We start from the raw sequence: 16,982 nt of genomic DNA, 5'->3' as shown, positions 1-16,982 counted from the left end.
CTGAATTTATGGCGCTGGTAGTTTTCGTTAACGCCCCTCTAGACCGAGAAGCCTTTGGGTTTCCATTCGTTAACAGAGCCAGCGAGTTGTTCTCTATACCCTCGTGAACACTATGAATACATTAGAAAAAATTCAAAAAAATCTGGAGAATTTCAGTAAGTCAGAGCGCAAAGTTGCGGAAGTGATTATGGCGTCTCCACAAACTGCAATTCATTCAAGCATTGCAACGTTAGCTAAAATGGCTGACGTGAGTGAGCCTACTGTTAACCGTTTCTGTCGTCGTCTGGATACCAAAGGTTTCCCAGATTTTAAACTTCACCTTGCGCAAAGCCTTGCCAATGGTACGCCCTACGTTAACCGTAATGTGGAAGAAGACGATGGTCCTGATGCCTACACGCACAAGATTTTCGAATCGACAATGGCGTGTTTAGATGTCGCAAAAAACAGCCTTGATGCGATGCAAGTTAATCGTGCAGTTGATCTCCTGACTCAAGCGAAGCGCATCTCATTCTTCGGTCTAGGTGCTTCTTCTTCTGTCGCACGCGACGCTCAAAACAAGTTTATCCGCTTCAACATTCCTATTACTTGTTTTGAAGATATCGTAATGCAACGCATGAGCTGCATTAACTGTAGCGACAATGACGTTATCGTTCTGATTTCTCACACAGGTCGTACTAAGAGCCAAGTTGAGATTGCGAACCTTGCACGTGAAAACGGTGCAACCGTTATTGCAATCACAGCAAAAGACTCACCACTAGAGAAAGCGAGTTCACTGGCTATTACACTAGACGTGCCAGAAGATACCGACGTGTATATGCCAATGGCAAGTCGCGTAGTACAAATGACGGTTATCGATGTCCTAGCAACAGGCTTCACGCTGCGCCGTGGTACTGGCTTCCGTGAAAACCTAAAGCGAGTAAAAGACGCATTGAAAGACAGCCGCTACGATAAGCTAAGTCAATACTAACGAATCGACTTAGTCTGTAATAAAAAATAGAAAGGGGAGCTAAGTAGCTCCCCTTTTCGTATCTGTTCAGGTCGTATTTCTATTGATTCACATCCGATAGATCAGAGCGAGACTCCAGCACTTCTACTGAACTTACGTGATGCGAACTCTCTCCTACACACGCATCGCTACAATCACAAACTTGACGAAGAATGTACACCAACCGATCCTGCGTAAGGGGTAAGGGGTTGCCTTTGATTGCTACTGACTTCAAAGCATCATCCGCAACTTGCTCAAAAGAAGTTTGGCATACTCCAAACTTACCTAACTGAGGTAGCGCTAGCTTATCTAACACCATTTTCACCCAAAGCACGCCATCGTGCTCATTGGCATTAGTTCGGTCCGTCACTAATTGCGCTAAACGCTTATAACGACTGATCACATCACTTCGTCCTGCTTGCTTTGCCGCATTGATATTCTCTTGCATCACATGCGGAGCCAGACGTGCAGTAATCACACTATGCGGCGCATCAAGCTTGCCTCCCAATGCGGAAGCTAAACCATGCGCAGCGCCGAGCTTGGCATTTGTGATTGCCATTCCGCCTAAAAGTGCCGCAAAAGAAAGGTCTGATCTGGCTTTGTGACTGTCTTGTTTACACCCTGCAATTACTGAGCGGCTTAAGCGACGTAAACCTTCTTCACACACCATATCGGTAAGAGGATTTGGATCACCACAAACGTAGGCTTCCATAAGGTGAGTAAACGCATCCATCGCGCCACGACCAGAGGTATACTGGTCAGTACCATAGGTTAAGGTTGGATCAACAATCGCAACGTCTGCGAGCATTTCCGGGCTTCTTAAGCTTACTTTCACTTGGTCTTGCCCCGATTTAAGCACGGCATTTCTGGTTACCTCTGACCCTGTGCTTGCTGTCGTAGGAATAGCAATAAAATGAATCGGCTTGGTTTTCAAAGGAACGTTTCTTCCAACGACTTCGACGTAGTCATAGACGTCACCTTGGTTAGGTATGATCGCCGCGAGCGCTTTGCCCATATCAATGACACTACCCCCTCCAATCGCGATAACCATATCAGGTTGGAACTTACGTCCAAGCACTGCGGTTTCTTCTACCATTGTGATATTAGGTTCACCATTGATGGCAACGTGTTGATAACGCATGTTCTGCGCTTTTAGATAATTAATGATAGGTGTGGCACGTTGCGTATCTTTACCAGTCACCAGTAAAACGCTGTAGCCAAATTGATTGATTACAGACAGCGAAGATTGGAGTGCTCCCTCGCCGAAGATAATCCGTGTCGCAGTCATAAACTGAAACATACACTTCCTCCCCAAAACAACAACTCACACTAGAGTGCTATTCTTTCCACCAAAAAAAGTTGACCAAGTGCACCTTGCCGCCATTAACCCTTCAAAAAGTGTGTTTTTATGCGTCACTTCACATACTTACGTCATGTGCTTTTGCGGTTAAGAATCATTCTAAAAAGTGACTTTTCATGGCTTTAAGCTTAGTGCGTGTTTAGTTTTTATACGATAGATTTCGCCTATCGAGACAAGAGGTAAATGCTGCTTTATTTCCGTATCTGGATCGGGCATAGTTGTCTCAAGAAACGAAAGCATGTACCGACATGAAGTCTAGTTGTGCTTTCAAAAAGAATAGATTTTAGGAGAAATAAGATTATGTTCGTAGTTATCTTTGGTCGCCCAGCTTGCCCATTCTGTGTTCGCGCGAAAGAGCACGCAGAAACACTTAAAGCAAAACGTGATGACTTCAACTACCGTTACGTAGACATCCACGCTGAAGGTATTTCTAAAGCTGACCTAGAGAAAACAGTTGGTAAGCCAGTAGAAACTGTTCCTCAAATCTTCATCGACCAAACACACATTGGTGGTTGTGATGATTTTGAAGCTTACGCAAAAGAGCACCTAGGTCTATTCGACGAGTAATCCAAATTACTGAATTTTTAAAAGCCGCTATTAGCGGCTTTTTTATTGTTTATTCAATTTGTTATTCCCTTACGTCAAGTAATAGTAAAACCTAAAAAAATTCACTTATCTTTTTGCTATATTTAGTTACAATTCGCAACTCTTAATCTTTTATTTGGCACACACTTTACCGAGCCACACAGTGAACATAGACGTCGTACACCTTCTTGAACAAAACCCTATTCTTCTAATCTTCGTCGTATTAGCAATTGGTCTTGCCATTGGTAAAATCCGCTTTGGAAACCTACAGTTAGGTAACTCCATAGGCGTCCTCATTACTTCTCTTGTTATGGGTCATCTTGGTTTCTCCTTTAACGCAGAAGCCCTAACCATCGGCTTTATGCTATTTATCTACTGTGTAGGTATTGAAGCTGGTCCAAACTTTTTCGGCATATTTTTCCGCGACGGTAAACATTATTTTATTTTGAGCATGACCGTATTAGTCTCAGCGGTAGGGTTAACCTATTTCTGTAGCCATTACATGGGACTCGATTTTGGTCTATCTGCGGGTATGATGGCCGGCGCTCTTACCGCTACGCCTGTATTGGTGGGCGCACAAGATGCGTTGAATTCTGGTCTTGCAACCATCCCACGAAACATGGATTTTTCTTTAGTATTAGAAAATCTATCGGTTGGTTATGCGATGGCTTATTTGGTGGGTTTGATCAGTATGATCATGTTCGCCAAACTGTTGCCAAAACTGCAAAAGCAGAATCTATCCGATTCAGCTCAGCAAATTGCGCAAGAACGTGGATTGGGTAACTCTAGCCAACGTAAGGTCTACTTGCCAATCATCCGCGCGTACCGCGTTGGTCCTGAGCTGATTGACTGGACAGATGGTAAGAACCTTCGCGAATTGGGCATTTACCGCCAAACAGGCTGCTACATAGAGCGTATTCGCCGTAATGGTATCCTTGCTCACCCAGACGGTGATGCAATCCTGCAAGAAGGTGACGAAATCGCATTGGTAGGCTTCCCAGATAGCCATGCACGTCTTGATCCAAGCTTTCGCAACGGTAAAGAAGTATTCGACCGTAACTTGCTGGACCTTCGAATCGTCGAAGAAGAGATCGTGGTTAAAAGTGATGCAATTGCTGGTAAGCGCCTATCTGATTTGAATCTATCGGAATTCGGCTGTTTCTTGAACCGCGTAGTGCGTGCTCAAATTGAAATGCCAATGGACTTGGACATTGTTCTAGCCAAAGGTGATGTGCTCCAAGTAAGTGGAGAGAAGAGTCGTGTTCATGGTCTCGCTGAGAAAATCGGTTTCATCTCGATCCACAGCCAGATGGCAGACTTGCTCGCATTCTGTAGCTTCTTCATTCTAGGTATTATGTTTGGTTTGGTGACCATGACGTTTGGTCAAGTGTCATTCAGCCTAGGTAACGCAGTTGGCCTGTTGCTTTCAGGCATCACGCTGGGCTTCCTACGAGCGAACCACCCTACTTTCGGTTATGTACCGCAAGGGGCATTGAATATGGTCAAAGACTTAGGTTTAATGTTCTTTATGGTTGGCATCGGCTTAAGCGCCGGTGGCAAGATGTTTGAACACTTAACTCAAGTGGGTCCACAAATCATCGGTTTGGCATTTATCGTTAGTGTTGTGCCTGTCGTGCTCGCGTACCTAGTTGGCGCTTACGTACTTAAGATGAACCGTGCTCTACTCTTTGGTGCCATCATCGGTGCTCGTACGTGTGCACCAGCAATGGACGTAGTGAACGAATACGCGAAGTCGACTATTCCAGCCCTTGGCTACGCAGGTACCTACGCGATTGCCAATATCTTAATGACTTTAGCCGGTACGATTCTGATTATTTTGAGTTAATCTCTTTGAGCGCGCTTTTCAGGTGTGTTCAAGCAGCGCTCATTATTCAGCACAGAGATTCAAGACACAAAAAAGGCGCTCAATGAGCGCCTTTTTAATACCGTTAGAAACGATTAGATTTGAGTGAAATCTGTTTCTACTGCTGGGTTAACGTCTGCTTCGTAATCCACACCGTCAACACCAAAGCCGAATAGCTTCAAGAACTCTTCTTTGTACTCAACGTAGTCAGTCAGCTCTTTTAGGTTTTCAGAGGTAATTTGTGGCCATAGATCTCGGCAGTGTTGCTGGATATCTTCACGTAGTTCCCAGTCATCCAGACGCAGACGGTTTACTTCATCTACTTCTGCTGCGCTGCCGTCTTCTTTGTAAAGACGTTGGCTGAACATACGGAAGATTTGCTCCATACAACCTTCGTGTACGCCTTCTTCACGCATTTTCTTGAACACCATCGCGATGTAAAGAGGCATGACAGGAATTGCAGAACTTGCTTGAGTCACAACAGACTTAAGTACCGCTACGTTTGCGCTACCGCCAGTTGTTGATAGTTTCTCGTTAAGTGCTGCTGCTGCGCGGTCTAGGTCCATTTTCGCTTTACCTAGAGCACCATCCCAGTAGATCGGCCAAGTAAGCTCTGTACCGATGTAGCTGTACGCCACAGTTTTGCAGCCATCTGCTAGAACGCCAGCTTCTGATAGTGCATTAATCCATAGTTCCCAGTCTTCACCGCCCATTACGGTTACTGTGTCTTGGATTTCTTGCTCAGTAGCAGGCTCTACGCTTGCTTCGATGATTACGTCTTTGTTGGTATCAACAGCAGTCGACGTGTAAGTTTCACCGATAGGCTTAAGTGCTGAACGGATCAGTTCACCCGTTTCTGGCATTTTACGTACTGGAGAAGCCAGTGAGTAAACCACCATATCCACCTGACCAAGGTCTTCTTTGATCAGATCGATTGTTTTCTGTTTTGCTTCATTTGAGAAAGCGTCGCCGTTTAGGCTTTTCGCGTACAGACCTTCTTCACGAGCTAGCTTCTCGAAAGCAGCCGCGTTGTAAAAACCTGCTGTACCTGGCTTCTTCTCTGTGCCTTCTTTTTCGAAGAAAACACCAATAGTTGAAGCGCCGCCACCAAATGCCGCAGCGATACGAGAAGATAGACCGTAGCCACTTGATGCACCCACAACAAGAACGCGTTTTGGCGCGTTTTTAATTGGACCTTGCGCTTTAGTGTAAGCAATTTGTTCTTTTACGTTAGCTTCACAACCCACTGGGTGCGTAGTAGTACAGATAAATCCACGAATTCTAGGTTTGATGATCATATTCAACTTCCTTTAAAAAACGTTGCTAGGATAAAAGGTTCAGCCCTACTTCGCACCTAATTTCTGTAAAAATGCTGCGAAAATGCAAGTGGTTGGAGCACTCAACAAAAAAGCTATAGGCTCAAACACGAAAAAGCACCTCAATTGAGGTGCTTTTCTTATTTTATGCGCGGTCGTATTACGCTGCCGAGTTCAAATGCGATTTTTTGCTTGGTGCATTAGTACGAACTTCTGAAAAGTCGTGGCTAAAATGGTCGACTTGAATCGCTTTATAGCGCAGTTTGTCTGCTGCCATAATTTGATCAATTTCTTGCTCAGTAAGTACGTCCGCTTCGAATGCTTGTTGTAGACGGTCATGCAATAAACCTTTACGCGCTACCTTGCCATCTTTCGCTGCTTTCATCAGTTTGCGTTCAAGAGGCTTCACGTCGTACATCGCAAGGAACGCTCGTTCCATGAGCCCTACGCTATCATCCTCTGATTGACCGATATAGCATAAGCTCGTCATTCGGTCACGTTGAGCTCCAGGCGTCATCATTGCCTCTGCAAGGCTCACACAGAGCTCATCGCTTGGAGCTTTGAAGTGATTACCCAATGGGAACAACAGACCTTTCAGAACGCCACCGACGTATTTCACTGGGAAGTTTGAATACGCTTCATTAAGCGACTTCGATGCGTTGTACAAACAGTGCTGAACGGCATAGTGCACAAAGTTCAAATCACCTTGTTGACGACCTTCATCTTCGTACTTCTTAAGTGCAGCGGACGCCATGTACAAGTAACTCAAACCATCACCGAGGCGTGCAGAGATCATTTCTTTACGCTTCAGATCGCCACCTAGAGTTAACATTGCAAAGTCTGCGCTCACTGCAAGTGCGCGGCTTAAGCGCGTGATGTCTTTATAGTATTGCTGCGTAGGACCGCTCATGTGCGCTTTAACAAAGCGAGAACCTGTCAATGCCGCGCCAAGAGCACCAAAAGTATTACCCATCGCATGTTTAATATGTTTGAACAACAATTCGTCAAACTCTTTTGCGCCTTCTTTTACATCTGGGTTTGCTGCTGCTTCCATTTCTTTCAAAACATATGGATGACAACGTGTCGCACCTTGACCGAAGATCATCAAGTTGCGAGTCAGGATGTTTGCACCTTCAACGGTAATCGCAACGGGAATACCCAGATAGTGCTTAGCTAGGTAATTCATTGGGCCATCTTGAATTGCACGTCCTGCATGAATATCGAAAGAGTCGTTCAGGATAGTACGAGCCATTTCGGTCATGTGGTATTTGGCAATTGCGGTCACGATGCCCGGCTTCTCCTTCATATCCAGAGAAGTGGTTGTCAGCGTTCGTGTCGCTTCCAACAGGTAAGTTAAACCACCAATGCGACCCATCGCTTCTGCCACACCTTCAAACTTACCAATCGACATACCAAACTGCTTACGAACATATGCATAAGCACCGGTTGTACGCGTTGTAAGGTGACCAATCGCGGTGCCAAGTGCAGGAAGAGAGATACCACGACCAGCCGATAGACATTCCACCAACATACGCCAGCCTTTACCTGCGTATTCGGAACCACCAATCAACCATTCCATTGGAATGAATACATCATTACCGCGTGTTGGACCGTTCATGAATGCAGACCCTAGTGGGTCGTGACGCTCACCGATCTCCACACCTTCATGATCTGCTGGGATAAGTGCACAAGTAATGCCCACGTCTTTTTTGTCGCCAAGTAGACCATCAGGATCTTGAAGCTTAAATGCCAACCCAAGAACTGTTGCTACTGGCGCTAGAGTGATATAACGCTTATTCCAGCTAACACGGATACCAAGAACTTCTTCACCTTCGTGAGTTCCGTAACACACTACGCCTTGATCTGGAATGCCACCGGCATCAGAGCCCGCTTCTGGACCTGTAAGGGCGAAACACGGAATGTCCGTACCATCTGCTAAACGCGGCAACCAATAATCTTTCTGTTCTTGAGTACCATAGTGAGACAGCAACTCACCAGGTCCCAGAGAGTTTGGAACCATCACTGATACCGCAGCACTGATACTACGTGTTGCGATGCGAGAAACGATGGTCGAGTTAGCCAGTGCTGAGAACTCACGACCGCCATACTCTTTTGAAATGATTAACGAGAAGAAACGCTCTTTGCGCAAGTATTCCCATACTTCAGGCGAAAGATCTCTGTCTTCCTTAACGATCTTTTGATCATCAAGCATTTCAAGCAATGTTTCGAGTTCATTGTCCATGAAAGCTTGTTCTTCAGAAGAAAGCGCAGGTTTTGGATAATGATGTAACGTCGTAAAGTTAGGTTTGCCTGAGAACAGCTCAGCATCCCACCATACGCTACCCGCTTCCATCGCTTCTTTTTCCGTGCTCGACAATGGAGGCAGTACTTTCTTAAACATTTTGAATGCTGGGTCACTAATCCATTTTCTTCGTAGAGAGCTCATAGTTCAGATCCTTTTGTTCACGTCACCGCTCGCGGCTTTAACTTATTTTATTATTGATTTAATTTCGTTTACTTGGCTGACATACCTGCCGACAAGTATGGAATCAGAAGATCAACGACAGACTTTGCATCGACCTCTTTTTCAAACTTACTTTCTGCAATCTCGGTTAACGCTTGGCTTGATGCCATAGTGAAAACACAAGTGCCTAGTGTGAAGTGCAATCGCCAGAACAACTGTTCTTCCGTCAATTCCGAATTTGCTTTCATGATGGAAAACATAAACAGCTTCAGCACTTCCTCATATCTTGTACTAATAAACCAACGTAAATGACCTTGGACATCGGTATATCCACGACCAATTAGCAACATAAATAACGCAGTACCATTCGGACGCACATCATTCAGTGCTCTTAGAGGCAAACGTAGCGATTCAAACACTTCATCCATGTTGTAATCATCGCGCGTGTTTAACTCGATCAAAGACGTCTTAATATTTGGCATTAGCGCTTCTAGGTATCGGTCTAATACTGCCCTCACCAGCGTTTTCTTATCGCCAAAGTGGTAGTTAACCGAAGCTAGGTTGACATTCGCCTTACCAGTAATGGTTCGTAGTGATGTGTCATTGAAGCCGTATTCTGCAAATAGTCCTTCTGCTACATCGAGTATTTTTTCTTTAGTTGTACTTCTCGGGGCCATTTCAATCACTCGTATTAAACAACTGTTTGAAATATACTCCCGAAACCTGAAATTAACAAATGATTAACATCACACTTTCAAGCATTGGTCTGACCAGATAAAAGAAGTGCGAACTTAAAGGAATGAATTTAAAGCGAATATTGTTTTGTGAAAAAAAATTCTAAAAAAAATGGAACTGTTTGGAATTGTCTCGGTCTGAATTACTGTAACAACTAGGGCATTTAAAGTTTCACAGGCCGTCAAACTTGTTTCTATCTAGTTGCTACATTGCTGCTTTTTCTTATTAACTCCTATGTTTGTATCCGCCCAGACAATTTTTCGTCTGGGCTTTTTTTCGTCTGTCATTTGAGTTTGCCGCCTTCACTTAACCTTGTATTACGTTGAACAAACTTCACCGATCCTCGGATACAAAAAAGCCCCCCTGTCGGGAGGCTTTCGTTAAATTATTCTATCTTAGCTTACGCTTTTTTCTCGCTTGCGACTTCTTCAGCCGCTTTCTTTGGCAAGGAGAAGTGCAGTAGTGCGTAACCAATTACAGCAGCTGTCGTTGAGCCCATCAGGATACCTAGTCGAGCGTAAGTATCAAATTCTGGACTTACATTGCCAAACGCAAGTGACGAGATGAAGATCGACATGGTGAAGCCGATACCACACAACACGGACACAGCGAAAATATGTACAAAGTTCACACCTTCTGGCAGCTTAGCCACGCCCATTTTCACTGCAGCCCAGCTAAATGTGAAGATACCAAGTGGTTTACCAACCAACAGACCCAGCGCAATACCCAGAGGCAACATTGAAGTCAGACCTGACATCGATACGCCTTCTAGTGAGATACCTGCATTTGCAAAAGCAAACAGAGGAAGAATGCCGAATGCTACGTATGGGTGAAGTGCGTGCTCCATGTGTTTCAGTGGAGAGTGCTCGCCCTTCTTGCCTTTAAGTGGGATAGCGAAGCCGATAACCACACCTGCAAGTGTTGCGTGAACACCAGATTTAAGTACGGCAAACCATAGTATCGCACCGACAATCATATAAGGTGTTAGCTTGGTGACCTCTTTTGCGTTCAGCATGAACAAGACACCCGTCATGATGAAGCCGACAATCAATGCCATCGTTGATAGATCGCCAGTGTAGAACAGCGCAATAATCACAACCACACCAAGGTCATCAATGATCGCCAACGCAAGTAGGAAAACCTTCAAGCTGATAGGAACACGCTTACCAAGAAGCGCCATGATACCTAGAGCGAACGCAATGTCTGTTGCCGCAGGAATTGCCCAGCCAGAAATCGCTTCTGCATCACCTGCGTTGAAAGCAACGTAGATAAGTGCCGGAGCTAACATACCACCTACCGCTGCAATTGCAGGGAAGATTGCGGTTTCTTTTGATTTAAGTGCGCCTTCAAGCAGCTCACGCTTTACTTCAAGACCGATTAATAGGAAGAACACAGCCATCAGGCCATCGTTGATCCAGTGAGCCACTGACATACCAAATACATAAGTATGCAGCATTGCTTGATAACTTTCGCCAAGCGGTGAGTTTGCAATGGTCATAGCGATTGCTGCTGCAATCACAAGAAGGATACCGCCTGCGGATTCCATTTTGAAAAAGTCACGAATGACATCGTTCATGGTTTCGCCCTTATATTTATTATCTTAATAAACGATTAACAAAGAATGATGAGAGTGTATAGCTGCTGAAAATTTTAGAATAATCGCTTGTTTAGAGTTTAAACTTCGATTTTTCCGAGGTTTCATTTACGAAACATCGTATTTTTCAACAAGAACATAGTTATTTACAAGACCTGCCTATCTCCTTATAAGCTCAATCTATTCACATAGACTACTATTAAGTTAGTATAATATCTGACTAATTTTCGTGATTAACGTGCGGTTTTACACCGAAAACTGCGTGTTTCAGTAACAAAAAAGCCACCCTTGTTGGGTGGCTTTTTCGTTATTTCTAGTAACCGGTGAGTTGCATAAAACCCCAGGCTTCATTGGAACCCGATGCGAGTATCGGTCCTTCCCAATATGGAATCACAAAAGGAAGCCACATGTCCGATTTTATGATCCGTGTCGTTAAATTGATGTTTTGCCCGGGGACATTGATGATCCACTGAAGCGGTAACCTTCTTCCATTAGACAAGTTAGTGACGTGTAGTGGCGTCATCGTCAGCTCTTTTTCTGTTAGGTTTATCACCTTGCCAGAACGCGTTGATAGTGTGCCGAATAAATGAGGAACCTGACCATTATGACGATAACGACTCACTGTAAGCGCTCGTCCATCATCAAGGTTAAACACAAACCAATCCCAACCTTGCTGCCCTTCGCCAATCAGACCACTTCCCCACTCCTTCTGTGTCCATCCAGAGCCTGATACTGGGATTTCACGTCCATTAAGGGTAAGGGTACCTTTGACATTGAGAAACGGCGCACTGAAGCTAAAAGACGCGATAGATTGCAGCGCATGTTTAACTTGGAACCCTTTGTCACCATTAACAACAAAAGGACCGCTCGTTGTAGTATTTAAGTCAATTGCAAACGTATCGGTCGAGACATCAAGATTTCCTGGGAATGGTGTGGAGCCAAGCGCACGCCAAGTCCAGTTGTCAATCCATAAACGGAAAGGACGATTCGTCATGCCCGCCTGCCCAATCCCTCCACGAGCGACACGCTGCTCTTTCCAAACATGCGAGCCAGAACTGACGACAATATGAGAGATAAACAATTGTGGGTTTTGCCAACCTCGAGTATCACGCTCGTCAGTAGCAACGCGGAAATAACTCCATTGAATGTTGTAAACCTTGCCGTGCTTGTCTTGCACCTTCCCAAAGTAGTTCCACCATTCATGTTGGTAATCTGGATGAAAACGGAAATCATGCGGCAGCGAAACGTGCTCATTTGGTAGAACTGGCTCGAAGATAGTCTTACTTTCGCGCTTTAATACATCGCTGATTTCACTTTGTTCAGTTGCTGTCGCTTCTGCCCAATACGTAAAATAAAGAGTCATGCCCGCGAGGGTGACAAATACGACAAACACTAATGCAGAAAGAGATAGCAGCTTTTTGAGTTTCATGTTTTTCACTACAGCGCATCCCTCAATGACTTCATTGGCGTGCTCTTAATCATCCTGATAACAGGTAAAGCTCCTGCTATCATGATCGCCAACATTGCCCAAGCGATCGTTTGAGCGTATTCCCAAGGAATCGTCTGTAACTCTAGCGACCAACCAAATGATTGTTTAATGATGATATCAACGATCAAGTGTGCCAATGCTAAACCAAGTGGGACCGCAATGATGGCTGAGATGGTACCGAAGACAAATAGCTGTAAACCACCCAACATGACTAGTTCTTTGCCTGATACACCCATACACCGCAGTAGTGAGAAGTGTCTTTGCCGAGAAAGTTCTCCCGCAAGTGTTGCAAAGAACAAACCAAATACCGCAATGATCAGAGTGATGTTGCCCAAGGTGCCTGCAATAGCAAAGGTATGGTCAAACACACGCATAGCTTGGTTGTAGATATTGTTGTTATCAAAGACTCGGTCTTGGGACAAACGGAATACGTTCTCTAATCTACGCTTCAAGCCTTCGCCATTGACATTATCTTCCAGCAAAACACCAAGTCCAACATTACCAGAGCCCGCAAACGCGTACAGCCAATTACGATGAGACATCATGATTTGGTTATATGGGTTGCCATAATCGTAGTACACGCCAACCACTTGCCAACCTCCCCCTAAAGGAGGTTGAAGGTCGATATAGTCGCCAGGGCGAATGCCGAGCTTCAAAGCCATGGATTCACTTACCATTAAACTCTTAGAATGGTGCAAGTGATACCAGTAATTTGGAACGCCTAGTTTCACCGTAAGAGAGTCCAACTCTCCTTCTGAAGAACCCGTGCTCACCACTTGTAATGCACCGCGCTCAGTAGGGACATCTTTTTCCCAACGCCACCAAACAGCATCCACTTCGGGTTGCTCTTTTAACCAAGCACTCATGCGTGCTGCTGAGTTATTAGTTGGGTAAATATAGATATCAGCCGCAAGGCGTTGGCTCAGCCACTTATCCGTTGTATCACGGAAGCTGCCCACCATGGTCTCCACGCCAATGTTCGCTGCCAATGCGAGCATAAATGCCATGGTTGCTACACCACGGTAACTCATACTTGCTGCAGCATCGGCAAAGAACCAACGTACACGAACCCAACGCAGTGAGTAAGAGAAGCTTTGGAACATATGCCACATCAAAAACGGCATAAACAACGCCACACTGATCAGCATGAGTGCGATAATCGCAAATCCCGACTCTTGAGTTTTTGGCGCTTGATAGACGGCAACTGCAGCTACACAGAACGCACACGCCGCGAAAGCCTGCCAAGAGAACTCTCGCCCAGCAAAACGCATCAGAGACAACCGAGAAGAAAGTCGAATCGGTTGTGACTTTAACAAGCGAATCAGCGGCCACAGACACGAAATCAAAGCGCCCATCGCTGACATTGCCAAACTGTACAGGCTCGACTCCCATGACCAGCCAATCGTCAAACCGACGTTTGCGTCATAAAGATCGCTCAAGCTTGAAGAGACAGCAGGGATAAGCTCATTTGCCAAAATAAGACCAAAGAAGTTACCACACGCCCAAGCAACAAGAACAAGGATGGTCAGCTCAAGCATAAGCGCTTGCGCCAATTGCATGCCATTCACCCCCGTTTGACGGAGGATACCAACCAAGCGCTGACGTTGAATAAAAGACAGCGACATTGCTTGATAGAAGATGAATAAGCCAACTAAGAACGACAACATACCCATCGCCGTTAAGTTCATGTGGAATGCTTTTGTCAGTGACTCTAATTCGGAGCGGCTGTTACGCACCAGTGTCATACCGTTTGGCAGCATATTTTTTAGTGCCAACATTTTCTCTTCGGACATTTCACCACAAGCAATAGCGGACAAACCGGAGCTGCGCTTAAGCATACGAAGAAGAGAAATATCGGTAACGAGGCGAGTGCCAGAGAGTAAGTTGTCCGTATCGACTTTTAGCGGTCCAAGTCGACTGCCATCATTGAGCTCAATAAAGTCGCCATCATTCCATTGCATGTGTGCAGCCAGATCTTGGCTAGCAAGGATAGGATACGGAGGCTTCATTAAAGACAACATAGGAAGGTCTTTAAGTGATTTACCTTGGTGAAGCGGCAACAGCGCTACAGGATCAACGCCTACTAGCATCAGGCTTAAGTCGGCTTTCGTATCGAGATGAAGAATATCAAAAGGCGCACATTGGTTGAAACCAGCGCGACGTAATTGAATATAAAAGCCCTGAGGAATTTTGTTAGCAGAATGCTTAGTACGAATACGGTAAGGCAAAGGGTTTGAAAAAAGTTTCTCACCGGTTTCGTAGCTCTGTTTAGCGTGTTGGTTAATAGAAGTCACACCGACAAGGAGGGACACCCCGAGGGTTAAACCAAGCCAAACAAGAATGATTTGAAGTGGATAGCGACGGTAATGACCGAGTAGTGCCTTAACTACGGGCCATAACATGCAGCTGTCCTCCTTGAAGACGGATTCGACCTTCCATGTGTTCTGCCACTTTTTCACTGTGTGTCACCAGCAGCAAAGTACACTCTAACTGGCGAGCAAGACTCGTTAGCAAACGCATTACCGCTTCAGCATTACGCTCATCCAAACTACCAGTTGGCTCATCGGCAAGCAGGATTTTCGGTTCCATGTACAAAGCACGAGCAATCGCTGCACGTTGTTGCTGACCACCAGAGACTTCTTCAGGGTAACGACCTAAAAGCGGCATAAGGTCTAGAGCTGAAAGAATTTGACGCCACAAGCCTTTATCTTCTGGTAAGCCTTTTAATTGGCGACAAAAACGGATGTTGTCAGCGATGTTCAAAGTAGGAAGTAGGTTAAACTGCTGGAAGATATTACCAATATTGTTGCGGCGGTATAGAGTTCTTAAGTGCTCTGGAGCGCTGTGCATGGCGAAGCTTGGGTACTGGATCTCGCCAGAATCTGCGGTATCAAGACCAGCTATCAAGTTGAGTAAGGTACTTTTACCTGAGCCACTTTCCCCCATTAATGCAACTTGTTCACCTTGTTGTAATGTTAATTCTGCCCCTTGTAGTACAGGATGAAATTCTCCCCCGTCTACATAGCCTTTACATAGGTCTGACAGTTTTAACATTGATTTTGCCGCTCAAATGGTGTTTAAAAATTGGAATCAGAATCTACACTAAAATCCTGTTGGTAGGAAGTATTTTGAATAGTTGATCACACTATCAGAGTACAAATGCAACTTGTCTCGCGACACCATTCAAGCTTCGATCAAATTTTTCATCCATTTCTTGCTCGCCATGCGGTGTAGACATGTTCCCCACTTCACCACTTCTTCGGTCAAAAACAGCAAATAAACCCACTGAGGCTCAAAACCAAGATAAATTGCACCAAAAGCAGCAAGAGGGATACTGATCACCCATTGCGCGATTAGATCTTGGTATAAACAGAACTTCACATCCCCACCAGCACGAAGTACACCAACAATAGCCATCATAGGTACAGAGCGAAGAACCACACCGATCGCAAGAATCACCATAAACTGTTCAGCTAGGTGGCGCGTTTCTGGCGTTAGAGCACTAAAGGCATCGAGAATAAGTTGGTTTGAGAGCAGAAGTAAAATCGCGACAACAACAGCTATCAACACATTGAGAATCACGGTTGCCCACGCTTGGTAGTAAACCGGACCAAAGTTCTTTGCGCCTAATTGATTACCCACCAATACCGCAGCAGCGTTAGACGAGCCAATCATCATAGCAAGAGCAATCGACTCTACTGGCGTCATTACTGACAATGCCGCTAAGCCTTGCACGCCTGCTTGTCCCATAATCGCGTGATAAGCAAACAAGCCGCCCGCCCATGCTAGGAAGTTAAATGTTGTCGGAAGGGAAAGTTTTAAGAAACGGGTGATTTTATCCAAAACTAAGCTGGCACGAATGTCATCCAAGCCAAAAGCAATGATGTGCTTTTTAAACCACAGATAACTGAATAAACAGGTTACTTCAATTGCGCCACTGATGACCGTCGCAATGGCAGCCCCTTTAATCCCCATCGCAGGAAAGCCAAATTGCCCAAAAATAAGCACCCAGTTAAGAAAGATATTAGACAGAATGCCGATGCCGCTAAAAAACGTACTTAACCCCGGTTGATGCATGGCGCGTAAACCCACCGCCATACTGGCAACACAAGCCACGGCAAACATGCTGACCGATGAGATCACCAGATAATCGGCACCAAGACGAATCACTTCTTCTGAATCTGTTGTCAGACGCATAATGGGCTCGGGGAACAACACAAATAACACGACAGTGAAAGCCGCGAATACCATGGAGATCATCCAAGTGAGTGAAGTACTCTGGCGCACCCCCACTTTATCGCCCGCCCCCCAATATTGCGCCGTTAACAAGGCACCACCAGTTGTTACGCCAAGCAACATAATTGTGGTAACAAAGGTCGCTCTAGCTGCAACACCCACAGCCGCAATTTCTGCCTCACCCAACTGACCAAGCATCAACACGTCTACTAAGCCACGGCTGGAGAACATCATACTCTGTAAAGTAATGGGTAATGCGATAGCAAATAGTCGACGTAAAAACGACTTATCAGCATGAGTAACCAATTGTGAGAAAAAAGTCATGCTCGCTCCGACGACAACTTATTGATAGAA

The 16,982-nt window shown here is 45.2% G+C and carries 12 protein-coding genes; 3 read left to right on the top strand and 9 right to left on the bottom strand.

The features are described from left to right. Positions 1-112: 112 nt before the first annotated feature. A complete protein-coding gene (locus VHA02S_RS11810; RefSeq protein WP_005444542.1) occupies positions 113-967 on the top strand; it encodes a MurR/RpiR family transcriptional regulator in 855 nt (284 codons plus the stop codon). Between the two features lie 79 nt (positions 968-1,046). Here VHA02S_RS11810 and VHA02S_RS11805 read toward each other — a convergent pair whose 3' ends face one another. Further along, entirely contained in the window at positions 1,047-2,285 is a 1,239-nt protein-coding gene (locus VHA02S_RS11805; RefSeq protein WP_009702965.1) for an iron-containing alcohol dehydrogenase, read from the bottom strand. A 360-nt stretch (positions 2,286-2,645) separates the two neighbouring features. Between VHA02S_RS11805 and VHA02S_RS11800 the strand changes: the two genes are divergently transcribed. Further along, on the top strand, positions 2,646-2,912 hold the full coding sequence (locus tag VHA02S_RS11800; protein ID WP_005428550.1) for a GrxA family glutaredoxin: 267 nt from the start codon (positions 2,646-2,648) through the stop codon (positions 2,910-2,912). A gap of 181 nt (positions 2,913-3,093) precedes the next feature. Then, positions 3,094-4,776, top strand: coding sequence for an aspartate:alanine antiporter (locus VHA02S_RS11795; RefSeq protein ID WP_005444545.1), 1,683 nt, complete (start codon positions 3,094-3,096; stop codon positions 4,774-4,776). A gap of 113 nt (positions 4,777-4,889) precedes the next feature. Here the strand turns inward: VHA02S_RS11795 and fabV are convergent, their stop codons facing one another. The 8 genes from fabV to VHA02S_RS11755 all read right to left on the bottom strand — a co-directional run bounded on the left by fabV (position 4,890) and on the right by VHA02S_RS11755 (position 16,952). Beyond that, positions 4,890-6,092 carry an enoyl-ACP reductase FabV gene (gene fabV / locus VHA02S_RS11790; RefSeq protein ID WP_005444550.1) on the bottom strand — a complete coding sequence of 401 codons (1,203 nt, stop codon included), beginning with the start codon at positions 6,090-6,092 and terminating at the stop codon, positions 4,890-4,892. 178 nt (positions 6,093-6,270) lie between these two features. Continuing rightward, on the bottom strand, positions 6,271-8,556 hold the full coding sequence (locus tag VHA02S_RS11785) for an acyl-CoA dehydrogenase (protein ID WP_009698128.1): 2,286 nt from the start codon (positions 8,554-8,556) through the stop codon (positions 6,271-6,273). A 68-nt stretch (positions 8,557-8,624) separates the two neighbouring features. Further along, positions 8,625-9,251, bottom strand: a complete 627-nt coding sequence (gene psrA / locus VHA02S_RS11780; RefSeq protein ID WP_005444555.1) for a TetR family transcriptional repressor PsrA — start codon at positions 9,249-9,251, stop codon at positions 8,625-8,627. Positions 9,252-9,709: 458 nt separating this feature from the next. Continuing rightward, a complete protein-coding gene (gene nhaA / locus VHA02S_RS11775; RefSeq protein ID WP_038898854.1) occupies positions 9,710-10,885 on the bottom strand; it encodes a Na+/H+ antiporter NhaA in 1,176 nt (391 codons plus the stop codon). Positions 10,886-11,216: 331 nt separating this feature from the next. Further along, on the bottom strand, positions 11,217-12,341 hold the full coding sequence (locus VHA02S_RS11770; RefSeq protein ID WP_038898853.1) for a lipocalin-like domain-containing protein: 1,125 nt from the start codon (positions 12,339-12,341) through the stop codon (positions 11,217-11,219). Then, entirely contained in the window at positions 12,341-14,794 is a 2,454-nt protein-coding gene (locus VHA02S_RS11765; protein ID WP_038898851.1) for an ABC transporter permease, read from the bottom strand. The genes VHA02S_RS11770 and VHA02S_RS11765 overlap by 1 nt, the downstream gene beginning before the upstream one ends. Further along, the gene (locus VHA02S_RS11760; protein WP_005428554.1) at positions 14,775-15,446 is read right to left on the bottom strand and encodes an ABC transporter ATP-binding protein; all 672 of its coding nucleotides are present in this window, start codon (positions 15,444-15,446) and stop codon (positions 14,775-14,777) included. The genes VHA02S_RS11765 and VHA02S_RS11760 overlap by 20 nt, the downstream gene beginning before the upstream one ends. Positions 15,447-15,575: 129 nt before the next feature. Then, positions 15,576-16,952, bottom strand: coding sequence for an MATE family efflux transporter (locus VHA02S_RS11755; protein WP_005450606.1), 1,377 nt, complete (start codon positions 16,950-16,952; stop codon positions 15,576-15,578). Positions 16,953-16,982 lie beyond the last annotated feature (30 nt).

Source organism: Vibrio harveyi NBRC 15634 = ATCC 14126 = KCTC 12724, from assembly GCF_001591145.1.
GTDB classification, from domain to species: Bacteria; Pseudomonadota; Gammaproteobacteria; order Enterobacterales; family Vibrionaceae; genus Vibrio; species Vibrio harveyi.
Note: the sequence above shows the minus strand (reverse complement) of the source record. Positions and strands in the feature narration are given on the sequence as shown.